Origin of the sequence: Enterobacter sp. HK-058-C-ECC, assembly GCF_047531125.1 — a bacterium.
Lineage (GTDB): Bacteria > Pseudomonadota > Gammaproteobacteria > Enterobacterales > Enterobacteriaceae > Enterobacter > Enterobacter quasiroggenkampii.
Window position 1 is genome coordinate 595,911 of record NZ_JBLKCH010000001.1, and the last position, 15,051, is coordinate 610,961.

The following is a 15,051-nucleotide window of genomic DNA, read 5'->3' on the forward strand; positions in this document are numbered from 1 at the left end:
CGCGGAACCTGTTCCGGTTCGGCGCCGGTTTACCAACGTGCCCCGAAGGACACGGTTTAGCTTGTACTCTTACGCAGCTGGCTGTGCAGCTGGTTTAGCAGCTTCGTGTTTTACTGCTTTTTTGTGATGCTTTTTAGCAGCCTGAGCTTTCTGTTCTACAGCCGGTTTAGCGGCTTTTTTGTGGTGGTGCTTTTTAGCAGCCTGCGCTTTCTGCTCTACAGCGGGTTTAGCGGCTTTTTTGTGGTGGTGCTTTTTAGCGGCCTGCGCTTTCTGCTCTACAGCCGGTTTAGCGGCTTTTTTGTGGTGCTTTTTGGCAGCCTGCGCTTTCTGCTCGGTTGATGCTGCGGTTGCAGGTGTAGCGGCTTCTTTTTTCGCTGCAGCTTTGTGGTGTTTCTTATGATGAACCGCTTTTGCTGGGGCAGCGGTGGTGGTTGCAGCAGGTGCGGCAGCCGGTGCAGCAGTTGCGGTAGTGTCAGCAGCAAATGCAGCAGAAGACAGACCCATAGCAGCGGCAACAACCAGAGCTAATACTTTATTCATTCTCATACCCTCGAATTTGGTTTTTCATTTAACCCCACTGCGGGGCCGTTGAAATAACTATATCCCTGTAAACTCGGGGTTTCCGTGAGTGATTGGTATCGGCGTGTAACCATATGTACATTGCCGGGGGGCTAGCACAGACGGCCCACTCTCCATTGAGGGAGAGGGCTGGGGTGAGGGGGAACATACGGCTCTTTTACCTGAGATCCCTCACCCCCGGCCAAACAGATTACAAATAGCGGGAGGTCAGATGTTCGCGGAAGTAACGGATGTTCAGATCCTCGCCCGTCGCCTGGGTGATTAACTGCGACGTGCTGAAGCGACTGCCGTGCTGCCAGATGTTCTGACGCAGCCAGTCAAAGAGTGCGGAAAAATCGCCCTCAGCGATGGAGGCCTGCAGGCCCGGAAGCGCCGTTTTAGCTGCATGGAACAGCTGCGCGGCATACATGGCCCCCAGCGTATAGGATGGGAAGTAGCCAAAACCGCCGTCGGTCCAGTGAATATCCTGCATACAGCCGTTGCGGTAGTTGTCTTTGGTGGATAACCCGAGCCAGGCCTGCATTTTCTCGTCCCACAGGGCAGGGATATCGTCCACTTCGATCTCGCCGTTGATCAGCGACCGCTCAATCTCATAGCGCAGCACCACGTGCGCCGGGTAGCTCACTTCGTCCGCATCGACGCGGATATAGCCCGGCTTCACGCGCTGGTTCCAGGCGATAAAGTTCTCTTCGCTGAACGCCGCCTGGCTGCCAAAGCGGGCATGCACCGCAGGGAGAAGATGCTTGAGGAAGGCTTCACTGCGTCCCAGCTGCATCTCAAAGAACAGGCTCTGGGATTCGTGGATCGCGGTTGAGCGGGCCAGCGCAATCGGCTGTCCTGCCCACGCGCGCGGCAGGTTTTGTTCGTAGCGCGCGTGTCCGGTTTCGTGGATCACGCCAAACAGCGCGCTGAGCAGTTCATCCTCGTCATAGCGCGTGGTGATGCGCACGTCCTCCGGTACGCCGCCGCAGAACGGGTGCGCGCTTACGTCGAGGCGACCGCTGTTAAAATCGAAGCCGAGCATCTTCATGGCTTCCAGGCCCAGTTCACGCTGTGTTGCCGTCGGGAAAGGCCCCTGAGGAGGAACAAACGATCGCTGAGCCTGTTTTTCCACGACGTTTGCCAGCAGGTCCGGCAGCCAGGACTTCATGTCGCCGAACAGCACGTCCAGACGGGCGCTGGTCATGTCGGGTTCAAAAATATCCAGCAGCGCGTCGTACGGCGTACAGCCTTTGGCTTCCGCCCGCAGGCGCGCCTCTTCACGGCTGAGTTTGACCACCTCTTTCAGGTTGGCGGAAAAGCCCTGCCAGTCGTTAGCGGGGCGCTGGGTGCGCCAGGCGTGCTCGCACCTGCTGCCCGCCAGGGATTTGGCCTCCACCAGCGATTCCGGCAGCAGCGAGGCCTGCTGATAGTGGCGCGTCATTTCCCGCAGGTTGGCCTGTTCGACGTCATTCAGATCTTCCCCTGCCGCCGCCGCTAACAGGTCGCCGACTTTTTTATCGGTCAGGAGCTGGTGTTGCAGGACGCTCATCTCTGCCAGCGCCTCGCCGCGCGCGGCGCTGCCGCCGGGCGGCATCATGGTGAACATGTCCCAGCTGGCGATGGAGGAGAGGTGCGAGAAGCGGGAGAGGCGCTGGAAGGTTTTCACAAGTGACTGATAGGCTGATCTTTTTTCCAATTCTTATTTCCTCATGCCGGGGATGTGTTTCAGGGAGCATACAATGAAACAGACCAAATTCCCCAACATTTCCCACGCGGAGGAAATCTGTGCAGATCTCCTCCGTTGAAACCGTCCCCGGCATTCCGGGAGACGGTTTTCGGTGGGCACTCAGGACTTATCGCGCATAACCTGTTGCAGGATCGCCAGCGCCTGGTTGAACTGGGCATCCGGAATGGTCAGCGGATAAAGGAAGCGGATCACGTTGCCGTACTGGCCGCAGATCAATAACAGCAGGCCCTGAGCGAGCGCCTTTTGCTGGATCGCCTGCGCGATGGCGGCTGAAGGTTCACGGCTCTCGGGATCAAAAAACTCCGCCGCAATCATCGATCCTCTTCCCCTTATCGCCACGAGCGCAGGGAAGGTGCCCTGAATCTCCTCCAGCGTGGCTTTCAGCCGATCGCCCAGCTGACGGGCGCGCGCGCACAGCGACTCGTTGTCGATAATCTTCAGCACCGCGTGCGCGGCGGCCACCGCAAGCGGGTTGCCGGCATAGGTTCCCCCCAGGCCGCCGGGAGCCGGAGCGTCCATGATGTCGGCGCGACCCACCACGCCGGACAGCGGCATTCCGCCTGCCAGGCTTTTAGCCATCGTCATCAGGTCGGGTTTGTCCGCGTAGTGTTCCATGGCAAACAGCTTACCCGTACGGGCGAAGCCGCTCTGCACTTCGTCGGCGATCATCACGATCCCGTGCTCATCACAGATGCGGCGGATGGCGGCCACCAGCTCTGGCGGGGCGACGTTGAATCCGCCTTCACCCTGAATGGGTTCAAAAATAATCGCCGCCACCTGTTTCGCCTCAATATCTGCTTTGAACAGGCGTTCTATCGCCGTGATGGCATCCTGCGTCGTGATGCCGTGCAGCTCGGAGGGATACGGCACGTGATAAACCGACCCCGGGAAGGGACCAAATCCGAGCTTGTAAGGCGCGACCTTGCCGGTTAACGCCATGGTCATATAGGTTCGGCCGTGAAAACCTCCCCCGAAGGCAATCACACCCGGTCTGCCGGTGTGGGCCCGGGCGATTTTAATGGCATTTTCCACCGCCTCCGCGCCCGTTGTGAAGAACGCCGTTTTGGCCGGACTCTGCACCGGGGCCAGTTCGTTAAGTTTTTCGGCCAATGAAACGTAGCTTTCATACGGCACAATCTGGTAGGCCGTGTGGGTGAACTGGTGAAGCTGTTTTTCCACCGCGGCCACCAGTTCAGGATGACGATGGCCGGTATTCAGTACCGCGATCCCGGCGGCGAAATCAATATAGTCGTTGCCTTCCACGTCGGTAAGCGTGGCATTCTCCGCCGAGCGGGCAAAGAAATTACACATTACGCCAACGCCGCGCGGGGTGGCAGAAAGTCTGCGCTGATGAAATTCCTGGTTACTCATGTCAGATACCCTTTTGTCGAAAACGATCATACGCCAAGACGATCGCGCAGGCTGTAATACGCCGCACCCATCGCCGTGAATGGAATCCGCAGGCTGCGACCGCCCGGGAAGGGGTAGTGCGGGAGGTTGGCAAACGCATCAAAGCGCTCAGCGTCACCGCGCAACAGTTCCGAGATCAGCCGTCCGGCCAGGTGGGTGCAGGTCACACCGTGGCCGCTGTAGCCCTGCATGTAATAGATGTTTTTATCCAGACGACCAAACTGCGGCATACGCGACAGGGTCAGCAGGAAGTTGCCCGTCCAGCGGTAGTCGATTTTGACGTCTGCCAGCTGAGGGAAGGTTTTGAGCAGCTTTGGCATCACCAGGCGCTCGACATCGTCCGGATCGCGCGCGCCATAGACAACGCCACCACCGTACAGCAGGCGGTTGTCGGCGGTGAGACGGTAGTAATCCAGCAGGTAGTTACAATCTTCCACGCAGTAGTTATTGGGGATCAGCGTGCGGGCGACCTCTTCCGGCAGCGGGGCGGTGGTCACCACCTGGGTGCCGCAGGGCATGCTGCGTTTTGCCAGTTCCGGTTCGATCTTATCGCCCAGATAGGCATTCCCGGCGACGATCACGTAGCGGGCCGTCACCTGGCCATGCTGCGTGCTCACCACGGCCGGGCTGGTGTGCTGAATGGCGGTCACCGGGGACTGCTCATATACCCGCCCGCCGTTCAGGCGAATGGCGTCCGCTTCGCCGATCGCCAGGTTCAGCGGATGGATATGCCCCCCGCTGCGGTCCAGCAGCGCGCCGGTATAGCGTTCGCTGTCGACCTCCCGGCGGATGGCGCTGGCGTCCAGCAACTCGAGTTGCGTGTTGCCGTAGCGTTCCCAGTTGGCTTTTTGCTCCTCCAGCGTCTCCAGTTGCTTATGGTTTAGCGCCACAAACAGCCCGCCGGGACGATAGTCGCACTGGATCTGATAGCGCTGGATGCGCTCCCGAATGATTTCCCCGCCTTCAAACATCATGCTCCCGAGCATTCTGGCGGCATCGGGCCCGTAGTTTTTCTCGATCACGTCGATATCGCGGCTGTAGGAGTTAACCAGCTGGCCGCCGTTGCGTCCGCTGGCGCCGAAGCCGATGCGCGCCCCTTCAAGGAGCACCACGTCATAGCCCATTTCGGCGAGATGCAGCGCGGAGGAGAGGCCGGTATAGCCGCCGCCCACCACGCACACGTCACAGCTGATCGACTCGTTAAGCGTCGGGAAAGGTTCATAAGCGTTCGCGCTGGCCGCGTAGTAGCTGGTGGTATGTTCGGTCATGATTGAGGCTCCAGGGCAATCCAGATGGTTTTCAGTTCAGTAAATTTTTCCAGCGCGTGCAGGGACTTATCGCGACCGTTGCCGCTCTGCTTATAGCCGCCAAAGGGAACGGTCATATCACCGTCGTTATAGTTATTGACGAAGACTGAGCCTGCCTTCAGGCGGCGGCTCATGCGGTGCGCCCGGGAGAGATTGCGGGTCCATACCGCCGCGCCAAGCCCGTATTCACTGTCGTTGGCCAGCGTTAAGGCGTCCTCTTCGGTTTTAAATCGAGTGACGACCAGCACCGGGCCGAAAATCTCTTCCCGGCACAGCGGGGAGTCCGGCTCGAGGTCGACAAAAATGGTTGGACCGACTGCGGAAGGCCATGATTGTTCCCGCCCGTCCAGCAGCAGCGAGCCTTTCAGGGTTCCCTCGCGAATAAACGTGTGGACGGTATCGGCGTGCGCAGCGTCGATGAGCATGCCCATCGTGCTGTCGGGGTCGAGCGGATCGCCCGGCTGCCAGTGACGGGCCTGCGCTTTCAGCTTGGTCAGGAATTCATCAGCGATGCTCTCTTCGAGCAGCAGGCGGGTACCGGCGATACAGACTTGCCCCTGGTTGTAAAAAATCCCGGCGGCGGTCGCGCTCACGGCCTTGTCCAGGTCCGGACAGTCGGCAAAGATAATGTTGGCGCTCTTGCCGCCTGCCTCCAGCCAGACGCGCTTCATGTTGCTTTCTCCCGCGTCCTTCAGCAGTTGCTTGCCGGTACGGGTAGAGCCGGTAAACGTCAGCACCTCGACCTCCGGATGACGTGCCAGCGCCTGGCCCGCTTCGTGGCCGTAACCGCTTATCACATTCAGCACGCCGTCCGGCAGGCCCGCCTCTTTCGCCAGCCCGGCCAGGCGCAGGGCGGTGAGCGGTGATTTCTCCGACGGTTTCAATACCACGCTATTGCCCGCGATCAGCGCCGGGCCCAGCTTCCAGCAGGCCAGCAGCAGCGGGAAGTTCCAGGGGACGATGGCCGCAACAACCCCGATGGGCTCGCGCACGATCATCGCCAGCTCGCCCGGACCCGTAGGCGCCACTTCGCCGTAGACTTTATCCGCCGCTTCGGCGTACCAGCGAATGGCGCGCGCCGCGCCGGGAATATCGTCGCGCAGGCTGTGGCGGATGGGTTTACCGGTGTCCAGCGTTTCCAGTAAGGCCAGCTCTTCGCTATGGCGTTCCATTAAATCGGCGAGCGTATTTAGCACGGCCTTGCGCTGCGCCGGAGACGCCTGCGACCATTCCCCGCGCTCAAATACCTCACGCGCGGCCTGAACCGCGCGGTCCACGTCCGCCTGTTTGCCCCGGGCGACGTTCGCCAGCGTCTGCTGGGTCGCGGGATTGACGGTTTCAAACGTGGTGTTATCGGCGGCGTCACAATAGACGCCGTTAATAAATAACCGAGTCTCAATGGCGCTGTTTTTTGCTTTATCCTGCCAGTAAGTCAGGTGCTGAAAATGCATATTCACTCCTTTCTTTCGCAATCAGATAAATAAAGGCATGGCCGTTTCAGGCAATACGAAGCCGTGGGGCATCCCGGGAATTAACCCGTTAAATGCCGACATTGATCGTTTTTATGTGTCCCGGCGGAAGCGCGCTGACGCCGGGACTGAGTGGTAATTAGAACGTGGTGGGGGTGTGGGCACTGATAATGCGGCAGATGCCTGCCGAGGTGTTGCTGAAGCTGTGCGGTATGCCGGTATTGATGGCATAGCTCTGCCCCGCAACCAGGTGATATTGCTGGCCATTAATGGTTAACAATATTTCACCTTCCAGTATCGTACCGATCTCCTCACCCTGGTGTTTGATCCTCTCTCCGGTCGTGGTTCCAGGCTGGTAAGTTTCAAAAATCATCGCCAGCGTACGGTTCGGATTTCCGTTATGAACCAGCTTCATCGAAACCCCCTGACTGCCTATTTCGATAAGGTCTTCCTGATTAATAACCACCTGCGGTTCATCAGGTTTTTCCGGTTCCGAAAAGAATTCCGAGAGCGACAGCCCATAGACTTTCAGCAGCTTCTGTAGCGTACTGATGGCAGGACTGACTTTATCCTGCTCAATGGTGCTGATGGCACTGTGTGTTAACCCAGACAGTTCGGCGGCACGCCGCTGCGAGAGACCCAGCTGTTGGCGGATCTCAGACAGACGTTTCCCTGGCGCCAGTCCGTCATCGCTCATAGTTGCATTTCCTTTACGGTAGTGGTCAAAGCCGCTGCTTCTCAGCAATGTAGCTTTGACAGGCGGTGATAAAACCTTCAAACAACATACGTGACAGGGCGTACTCGCTGCTGTTCCATTCGGGGTGCCATTGCACACCGAGGGCAAAAGGGTGGTCATGAACGCTGACCGCTTCGACCAGCCCGTCCGTCGAGCGGGCCTCCACGCGAAGCCGTGGTCCTAACGTCCGTGCACCTTGCCCGTGTAACGAGTTTACCCAAAATGTGTTACAGCCTGGTATTAATTGAGACAGCAGTCCTCCCTCCTGAACCTGAACTTCATGAGACGGGGCGTATTGTAGCTCAACCGGCAGTTCAGGATCTTCCCGGTGCTCAAGCAGGTCGTTCTGCTCGAACAGGCGGCGATACAGCGTCCCTCCCGTTGCAACAACCAGTTCCTGCAGCCCCCGGCAGATGGCGAAAATGGGGATGCGCCTTTCGAGCGCGGCGGCAATCAGCGCCATACTCAGAAGATCTCGCCCGGGATCGGCGTTAGGCTCATCGCCGTTTTCACCATAAAGGTGCGGCTGCACATTACTTGGGCTGCCCGGCAGGTAAATCCCGTCCAGGGTGGGCAGCAGAGCGGTAAGGAGCTCTGGCTCTGCCAGCGCATGCGGTAAGGCAATCGGTAAGCCTCCCGCGTTAATAATGGCATTCAGGTACTTTTCTTGCAGGGTCTGGGTCTCATGACCCTTAAGCCTGTTTCTACACATCACCACGCCAATAACTGGCTTGTTCATTATATTTTCCATGATCGCCCTCACAAAGTGGACTAAATTTAGGCCATTATCGCCTGCAAAACGGCCTTTTCGTTCAATATTTTCTCAATCTAGCAACGAGATCTGCCTTTTGCAAACTTAATTTAACATTTGACAAACAATTTATTTGCATACAGATTCGATAGGGTGGACATTATATTTGACAGTCCAGAGCAGCGAACGCAAATCCAAAAACGGTGGTAAATCATGGAAACCAATATCGTAGAAGTTGAGAACTTTGTGCAGCACACGGATGAGAGGCGGGGCAGCGCCTTTACGCAGGAAGTGAAGCGCTATTTAGAAAAGTATCCTGACACCCAGTTTATTGATGTCCTCCTGACCGACCTGAACGGCTGTTTTCGCGGCAAACGCATCCCGGTTGCCGGACTGAGCAAGCTTGAAAAAGGCTGCTATTTCCCGGCATCGGTTTTCGCCATGGACATTTTGGGTAACGTCGTGGAAGAGGCGGGCCTGGGGCAGGAGCTCGGCGAGCCGGACTGCATCTGCGTGCCGGTACCTGGCACCCTGACACCGTCCGCCGCCGACCCGGAATACATTGGTCAGGTGCAGCTCACCATGGTCGATGAAGATGGCGCTCCCTTTGACGTTGAGCCGCGGAACGTACTCAACCGACTCTGGCAGCAGCTGCGCCAGCGCGGTCTGTTCCCCGTGGTAGCGGTAGAGCTGGAGTTCTATTTACTTGACCGTAAACGCGATGCCGACGGCTATCTGCAGCCACCCTGCGCGCCGGGCACCGACGTGCGTAATACGCAGAGCCAGGTCTACTCGGTTGATAATCTTAACCATTTTGCTGACGTGCTGAACGACATTGACGAACTGGCGCAGTTGCAGCTGATCCCCGCCGACGGGGCAGTGGCTGAGGCCTCCCCGGGCCAGTTTGAGATAAACCTGCACCATACGGAAAACGTGCTCGATGCCTGCGACGATGCGCTGGCGCTAAAACGTCTTGTCAGGCAGATGGCGGAAAAACATAAGATGCACGCCACGTTTATGGCAAAGCCGTATGAAGAGCATGCGGGCAGCGGGATGCATATCCACATCAGCATGCAAAACAACCGAGGCGAAAACGTGCTCGCAGACGCCAACGGCGAGGATTCCGCACTGCTGAAACGCGCGCTGGCCGGGATGATCGATCTGATGCCTGCATCCATGGCGCTGCTGGCACCGAACGTCAACTCCTACCGTCGCTTCCAGCCGGGAATGTACGTGCCGACGCAGGCCTCATGGGGACACAATAATCGCACCGTTGCTCTGCGTATCCCCTGCGGCGATCGCCATAACCATCGGGTCGAGTACCGGGTGGCGGGAGCAGACGCGAATCCGTATCTGGTGATGGCGGCGATTTTTGCCGGTATTTTACATGGGCTGGATAACGATTTGCCCCTGCAGGAAGAAGTGGAAGGCAATGGTCTGGAGCAGGACGGACTGCCATTCCCGATTCGTCAGAGCGATGCGCTGTGGGAATTTATGCAAAACGATAGCCTTCGCGAGCGGCTGGGCGAACGTTTCTGCCACGTCTATCACGCCTGCAAAAACGATGAATTACTGCAGTTTGAACGCCTGATTACCGAAACTGAAATTGAGTGGATGCTCAAAAACGCCTGATGACGTGCCCCGGTAAGGGGCCGCTTTGTTTCATCTCATACGTATCACCAAACGGCCTGCGCGGAGCCTGGCCTAACTGTTTGCTGGCATGCCAGCTATCTCCCGGGAGTCGCGTTATGGAGCGCAGGCGGCACAGGGATTTTCTTAACGACACTGTGTGACGAGGTAGGAAATGATGCAGATGTTCAACTATCCGCAGGGCGAAGGGGGCCAGTCAGGCGCCTGCTGTGAGTGCGAGCCAGAGACGGTGCGCTGGTACGATCGCGTGTGTTCTTTACAACTTCCCCCTTTGCTAAGCAGGTTTGCGTTAAGGACAGCGCGATTGCAAACCACGGTAAGCATGGGGGGGACGGTTTATGGCGACTAACACCTCTCTTGACTCGCCGCGCATGGCCGGAAGAACCCGGCTGCGCAGTTCCCTCAAGCTCTGGCAGGTGGTCATGATGGGGCTGGCTTACCTCACTCCTATGACCGTGTTTGATACCTTCGGCATTGTGTCCGGTATCAGCAACGGCCACGTGCCCGCCTCGTATCTCCTGGCGCTGGCTGGCGTCATGTTTACCGCCATTAGCTACGGCAAACTGGTACGGCAGTTCCCGGAAGCGGGCTCCGCGTATACCTACACGCAGAAATCGATCGGCCCCCACTTAGGCTTTATGGTCGGCTGGTCATCGCTGCTGGACTATCTCTTCCTGCCGATGATTAACGTGCTGCTGGCGAAGATCTACCTTTCCGCGTTGTTCCCTGAAGTTCCGCCGTGGGTCTGGGTAGTGGGGTTTGTGACGATCCTGACGCTGGCGAACCTGAAGAGCGTGAATCTTGTCGCCAACTTCAACACCCTGTTTGTGCTGGTGCAGATCGCCATCATGGTGGTGTTTGTCATCCTCGTGGTGCACGGACTGCATAAGGGGGAGGGCGTCGGCACCGTCTGGTCACTCCAGCCGTTTATCAGCGAGAACGCTCACCTGATCCCGATTATTACCGGCGCGACTATCGTCTGCTTCTCTTTCCTCGGCTTTGACGCGGTCACCACGCTGTCGGAAGAGACGCCAAATGCGGCGCGGGTGATCCCCAAAGCCATTTTCCTCACCGCTTTGTATGGCGGGCTGATATTCATTGTTGCCTCGTTTTTCATGCAGCTCTTTTTCCCGACGATCGCCCGCTTCAAGAACCCGGACGCCGCGCTGCCGGAAATCGCGCTGTACGTGGGCGGCAAGCTCTTCCAGTCGGTGTTTCTGTGTACCACGTTTGTGAATACGCTCGCTTCAGGCCTGGCCTCGCACGCCAGCGTCTCGCGCTTACTGTATGTGATGGGGCGTGACAACGTCTTTCCGGAGCGGGTGTTTGGCTACGTGCATCCGAAATGGAGTACGCCGGCCCTGAACGTCATTATGGTTGGGATAGTGGCGCTGTCGGCCCTGTACTTTGATCTCGTGACCGCGACGGCGCTGATCAACTTTGGTGCGCTGGTGGCGTTTACGTTTGTTAATCTCTCGGTGTACAACCATTTCTGGCGGCGTAAGGGGCTGAACAAAACGTGGAAAGATCGATTCCACTATCTCCTGCTGCCGCTCATTGGTGCCGTCACGGTCGGTGTGCTGTGGATAAACCTCGAAGCGACGTCCCTGACGCTTGGCCTCATTTGGGCGGCACTGGGGATCCTTTACCTGACATGGCTCACGCGCCGTTTCCGAAAACCGCCTCCGCAGTTTGAAGCCGGTAAGATAGAACAGGCCTGGGATTCCTGAACGAAAAACGGCACCAGTACGCTGGTGCCGTTTTTCGGGAAACGGACATCCGCCCGCAAGCATATTATTTCAGACGTTTATGAAGACTTGCGCCCACCAGCAGTGCGGCACAGAGCATCAGCGCGATAAACCCGCCCACGCCGTTCCAGCCGTAGTTATGCCAGAACACGCCGCCGAGCGTCCCGGCGATGCTGGACCCCAGGTAATAGCTAAACAGATAAAGAGACGATGCCTGACCTTTGGCGCGACGCGCGCGCGGGCCAATCCAGCTGCTGGCGACCGAGTGGGCCGCGAAGAACCCCGCAGAAAAGAGCAGCATGCCGGCAAAAATCAGCCACAGGGAGGAGAAGAGCGTCAGCAGCAGGCCGACCAGCATCACCGCCGTGAAGAACAGCATGACCGGGCCGCGTCCATAGCGTGCGGTCATCGCCCCGGCCTTCGGTGAACTCCACGTACCGGTCAAATAAGCCACCGAGAGTAAACCGACAATAGCCTGGTTCAGATGCCACGGTGAGAGCATCAGGCGATAGCCAATATAGTTAAACAGCGTGACGAAGGCGCCCATCAGCAGAAAGCCGGTCAGGAACAGGCGCGGCAGCCCCTTGTCGCGCCAGTGCAGACGGAAGTTGATAAACAGCGTTTTCGGGCGCAGCGATGTCGGGCGGAAATGACGCGATTCCGGCAGAATTTTCCAGAACATCAGGGCAGATGCCAGCGCGAAACAGCCGATGACCGCCAGCGCAATCCGCCAGCTAAAGAAGTCCGTGAATACCCCGCTCAGCAGACGTCCGCTCATCCCGCCAATCGAGTTCCCGCTGATGTATAGCCCCATAGAGAAGGCAACAAAGCTCGGGTGGATCTCCTCGCTGAGATAGGTCATCCCAACCGCCGCCACGCCGCTGAGCGAGAGTCCGATCAGCGCGCGCATCACCAGAATGCCGTGCCAGCTGGTCATCATGGTTGAAAGTAACGTACAGACCGAAGCCAGCATCAGCGCGGTTACCATCACCGGTTTACGCCCAATGGCGTCGGAAAGAGGGCCGGTAAAGAGCAGGCCAATCGCCAGCATGCCGGTAGAAATGGAGAGTGAAACGCTGCTGCTGGCAGGCGATACGCCAAACTCATGAGAGAGCACGGGCAGGATCGGCTGAACGCAATAGAGCAGGGCGAAGGTGGCCAGACCGGCGGAGAAGAGCGCCAGCGTGACGCGCATAAATTGGGGGGTACCACGTTTAATGAACTGAACCGGCTGCGATGTTGCAGGTAAATCATTGATATCGCTTGCCGGATCGATATCAATGGCAGTTATACGACTCACACAGTTTCCTTGCTTAAACATCCCCGTGATTTCTGGTGACGGGTATGACCACCTCTTCAGGGTAGGAAAATGTAAATATTCTGTCTAATATATTAATAATCTCAAATGATACGTTAGAAATATGAATATCGAGCTGCGTCATCTTCGCTACTTTGTCGCCGTCGCCGAAGAGCTGCATTTTGGCCGTGCGGCGGCACGACTGAATATCTCTCAACCCCCGTTAAGCCAGCAGATTCAGATCCTGGAGCAGCAGGTCGGCGCGCGCCTGCTGGCCCGCACCAACCGCAGCGTGAGCCTGACGGCGGCGGGCAAGCAATTTCTCATCGACAGCCGACAAATTCTGAGCATGGTTGAGGACGCCGCCGCTCGGGCAGAACGGCTGTATCTTGGGGAGGCCGGAGAGCTGCGCATCGGGTTTACCTCGTCAGCGCCGTTTATCAGTGCCGTCTCGGAAACGCTGTCGTCATTCCGCCGCCATTTCCCGGATGTTCATATTCAGACGCGCGAGATCAATACCCGCGAGCAGATTGCGCCGCTAAATGAAGGTTCGCTGGATTTGGGCCTGATGCGTAATACCCAACTGCCGGACTCGCTGGCGTGGGAGGTGATCCTGCGCGAGCCGCTGATGGCCATGATCCCACACGATCACCCGCTGGCGTCGCGTCCGACGGTGTCGCTGGCAGAGCTGGCAAAAGAGCCGTTTGTCTTTTTTGATCCGCAGGTCGGAACGGGTCTGTATGACGATATCCTGGGGCTGATGCGCCGCTACGATCTTGCCCCGGTCATTACCCAGGAAGTCGGGGAAGCGATGACCATTATCGGGCTGGTCGCCGCCGGGCTGGGCGTCTCTATTCTTCCGGCCTCCTTTAAACGGGTACAATTGCGCGAAATGCGCTGGGTGACCATCGCCGAAGAGGATGCCGTTTCAGAGATGTGGCTGGTCTGGGCAAAACATCGCGAACAGAGCCATGCCGCACAGCGCTTCAAACAGCAGTTGATGAACGCCTCCGCCGGGGGGCATTTTCAGGGAAAAGTGGGCAAAAATGTGCAGTAAATCACATGGCTAAGTAAATATTTGACGGCAGCCATGCAAGTGCTTCACCATAGCCAACAGTTTATTTCGAAGCTCGAAAATAAGGGAGTACGAGGTGGTCGCTGATAGTCAGCCAGGGCACATTGATCAGATTAAGCAGACCAACGCTGGCGCGGTATATCGCCTGATCGATCAGCTTGGTCCGGTTTCGCGTATCGATCTTTCGCGCCTGGCACAGCTGGCACCCGCCAGTATCACCAAGATTGTCCGCGAGATGCTGGAAGCGCACCTGGTTCAGGAAACGGAAATTCAGGAGCCGGGCAGCCGTGGCCGTCCGGCAGTCGGGCTGGTGGTGGAAACGGAAGCCTGGCACTACCTGTCGCTGCGCATCAGCCGCGGCGAGATCTTCCTTGCGCTGCGCGATCTGAGCAGCAAGCTGGTGGTAGAGGACCGTCTTGAACTGCCGCTCAACGCCGAGGAATCGCTCCTCGAGGCGATTGTCTCGCACATCGATCGCTTCTTTATCCGCCATCAGCAGAAGCTTGAACGCTTAACGGCGATTGCCATCACCATGCCGGGCATTATTGATACCGAAAATGGTATTGTCCACCGCATGCCGTTTTATGACGATGTCAAAGAGATGCCGCTGGGAGAGGTGCTGAAAAACCATACCGGCGTGCCGGTCTACATTCAGCATGACATCAGCGCCTGGACGATGGCGGAGGCGCTGTTCGGCGCGTCCCGCGGCGCGCGGGATGTGATTCAGGTGGTTATCGATCATAACGTCGGCGCGGGGGTGATCACCGACGGACGTCTTCTCCACGCCGGAAGCAGCAGCCTGGTGGAAATTGGCCATACCCAGGTCGACCCGTATGGCAAGCGCTGCTACTGCGGCAACCACGGCTGTCTGGAGACCATTGCCAGCGTGGAAAGCGTGCTGGAGCTGGCGCAGGTCAGGCTCAGCCAGTCCATGAGCTCCTCGCTGCACGGACAACCCTTAACGGTGGATTCTCTCTGCGCCGCCGCGCGTCAGGGCGATCTGCTGGCGAAGGACATTATTACCGGGGTGGGGAATAACGTTGGCCGCATTCTGGCGATAATGGTGAACCTCTTCAACCCGCAAAAAATCCTCATTGGCTCACCGCTCAGCCAGGCGGCGGAGATCCTCTTCCCGGCGATTACGGCCTGTATTCAGCAGCAGTCGCTTCCCGCCTACAGCCGGAACATTGCGGTAGAAAGCACCCAGTTTTCCAATCAGGGCACGATGGCCGGCGCGGCGCTGGTCAAAGATGCCATGTATAACGGCTCGCTGTTGATCCGCCTGTTACAGGGTTAACTC

The 15,051-nt window shown here is 57.9% G+C and carries 12 protein-coding genes; 4 read left to right on the forward strand and 8 right to left on the reverse strand.

Annotation, left to right across the window (positions count from 1 at the left end):
• Positions 1-69: 69 nt before the first annotated feature.
• From asr to puuD, 7 genes are all read right to left on the reverse strand, one after another.
• Entirely contained in the window at positions 70-540 is a 471-nt protein-coding gene (asr, locus tag ACMWJS_RS02930) for an acid resistance repetitive basic protein Asr (RefSeq protein ID WP_348959294.1), read from the reverse strand.
• 229 nt (positions 541-769) lie between these two features.
• On the reverse strand, positions 770-2,257 hold the full coding sequence (locus ACMWJS_RS02935) for a carboxypeptidase M32 (protein WP_414746556.1): 1,488 nt from the start codon (positions 2,255-2,257) through the stop codon (positions 770-772).
• A gap of 150 nt (positions 2,258-2,407) precedes the next feature.
• Positions 2,408-3,679: a 4-aminobutyrate transaminase gene (puuE, locus tag ACMWJS_RS02940; protein WP_196346224.1), complete on the reverse strand. Its 1,272-nt coding sequence runs from the start codon at positions 3,677-3,679 to the stop codon at positions 2,408-2,410.
• A 26-nt stretch (positions 3,680-3,705) separates the two neighbouring features.
• Positions 3,706-4,986: an NAD(P)/FAD-dependent oxidoreductase gene (locus ACMWJS_RS02945; protein WP_414746557.1), complete on the reverse strand. Its 1,281-nt coding sequence runs from the start codon at positions 4,984-4,986 to the stop codon at positions 3,706-3,708.
• Positions 4,983-6,476, reverse strand: coding sequence for an aldehyde dehydrogenase PuuC (gene puuC / locus ACMWJS_RS02950; RefSeq protein WP_414746558.1), 1,494 nt, complete (start codon positions 6,474-6,476; stop codon positions 4,983-4,985). Before puuC ends, ACMWJS_RS02945 begins: the two co-directional genes overlap by 4 nt.
• A 157-nt stretch (positions 6,477-6,633) precedes the next feature.
• The gene (gene puuR / locus ACMWJS_RS02955; protein ID WP_008502454.1) at positions 6,634-7,191 is read right to left on the reverse strand and encodes an HTH-type transcriptional regulator PuuR; all 558 of its coding nucleotides are present in this window, start codon (positions 7,189-7,191) and stop codon (positions 6,634-6,636) included.
• 25 nt (positions 7,192-7,216) lie between these two features.
• The gene (puuD, locus tag ACMWJS_RS02960) at positions 7,217-7,981 is read right to left on the reverse strand and encodes a gamma-glutamyl-gamma-aminobutyrate hydrolase (RefSeq protein WP_196364669.1); all 765 of its coding nucleotides are present in this window, start codon (positions 7,979-7,981) and stop codon (positions 7,217-7,219) included.
• Positions 7,982-8,194: 213 nt separating this feature from the next.
• On the opposite strand from puuD, the gene ACMWJS_RS02965 reads away from it, so the two are divergent.
• Both ACMWJS_RS02965 and ACMWJS_RS02970 read left to right on the forward strand, forming a co-directional pair.
• The gene (locus tag ACMWJS_RS02965; protein ID WP_008502452.1) at positions 8,195-9,613 is read left to right on the forward strand and encodes a glutamine synthetase family protein; all 1,419 of its coding nucleotides are present in this window, start codon (positions 8,195-8,197) and stop codon (positions 9,611-9,613) included.
• Positions 9,614-9,969: 356 nt separating this feature from the next.
• Positions 9,970-11,361: an APC family permease gene (locus tag ACMWJS_RS02970; RefSeq protein ID WP_414746559.1), complete on the forward strand. Its 1,392-nt coding sequence runs from the start codon at positions 9,970-9,972 to the stop codon at positions 11,359-11,361.
• A gap of 64 nt (positions 11,362-11,425) precedes the next feature.
• Here the strand turns inward: ACMWJS_RS02970 and ACMWJS_RS02975 are convergent, their stop codons facing one another.
• Positions 11,426-12,679 carry an MFS transporter gene (locus ACMWJS_RS02975; protein WP_414746560.1) on the reverse strand — a complete coding sequence of 418 codons (1,254 nt, stop codon included), beginning with the start codon at positions 12,677-12,679 and terminating at the stop codon, positions 11,426-11,428.
• Positions 12,680-12,800: 121 nt separating this feature from the next.
• Between ACMWJS_RS02975 and ACMWJS_RS02980 the strand changes: the two genes are divergently transcribed.
• Both ACMWJS_RS02980 and mlc read left to right on the forward strand, forming a co-directional pair.
• Complete coding sequence (locus ACMWJS_RS02980) at positions 12,801-13,733, forward strand: LysR family transcriptional regulator (protein WP_045910383.1); 933 nt, start codon at positions 12,801-12,803, stop codon at positions 13,731-13,733.
• 94 nt (positions 13,734-13,827) lie between these two features.
• Entirely contained in the window at positions 13,828-15,048 is a 1,221-nt protein-coding gene (mlc, locus tag ACMWJS_RS02985) for a sugar metabolism global transcriptional regulator Mlc (protein WP_069719339.1), read from the forward strand.
• The last annotated feature ends 3 nt before the right edge of the window (positions 15,049-15,051 follow it).

What these genes read in the sequence shown, in the direction of transcription:
- puuE (WP_196346224.1), bottom strand. Translation starts at nt 3,679, where the DNA reads ATGAGTAACCAGGAATTTCATCAGCGCAGACTTTCTGCCACCCCGCGC.
- ACMWJS_RS02945 (WP_414746557.1), bottom strand. Translation starts at nt 4,986, where the DNA reads ATGACCGAACATACCACCAGCTACTACGCGGCCAGCGCGAACGCTTAT.
- puuD (WP_196364669.1), bottom strand. Translation starts at nt 7,981, where the DNA reads ATGGAAAATATAATGAACAAGCCAGTTATTGGCGTGGTGATGTGTAGA.
- puuC (WP_414746558.1), bottom strand. Translation starts at nt 6,476, where the DNA reads ATGCATTTTCAGCACCTGACTTACTGGCAGGATAAAGCAAAAAACAGC.
- puuR (WP_008502454.1), bottom strand. Translation starts at nt 7,191, where the DNA reads ATGAGCGATGACGGACTGGCGCCAGGGAAACGTCTGTCTGAGATCCGC.
- ACMWJS_RS02980 (WP_045910383.1), top strand. Translation starts at nt 12,801, where the DNA reads ATGAATATCGAGCTGCGTCATCTTCGCTACTTTGTCGCCGTCGCCGAA.
- ACMWJS_RS02970 (WP_414746559.1), top strand. Translation starts at nt 9,970, where the DNA reads ATGGCGACTAACACCTCTCTTGACTCGCCGCGCATGGCCGGAAGAACC.
- asr (WP_348959294.1), bottom strand. Translation starts at nt 540, where the DNA reads ATGAATAAAGTATTAGCTCTGGTTGTTGCCGCTGCTATGGGTCTGTCT.
- ACMWJS_RS02965 (WP_008502452.1), top strand. Translation starts at nt 8,195, where the DNA reads ATGGAAACCAATATCGTAGAAGTTGAGAACTTTGTGCAGCACACGGAT.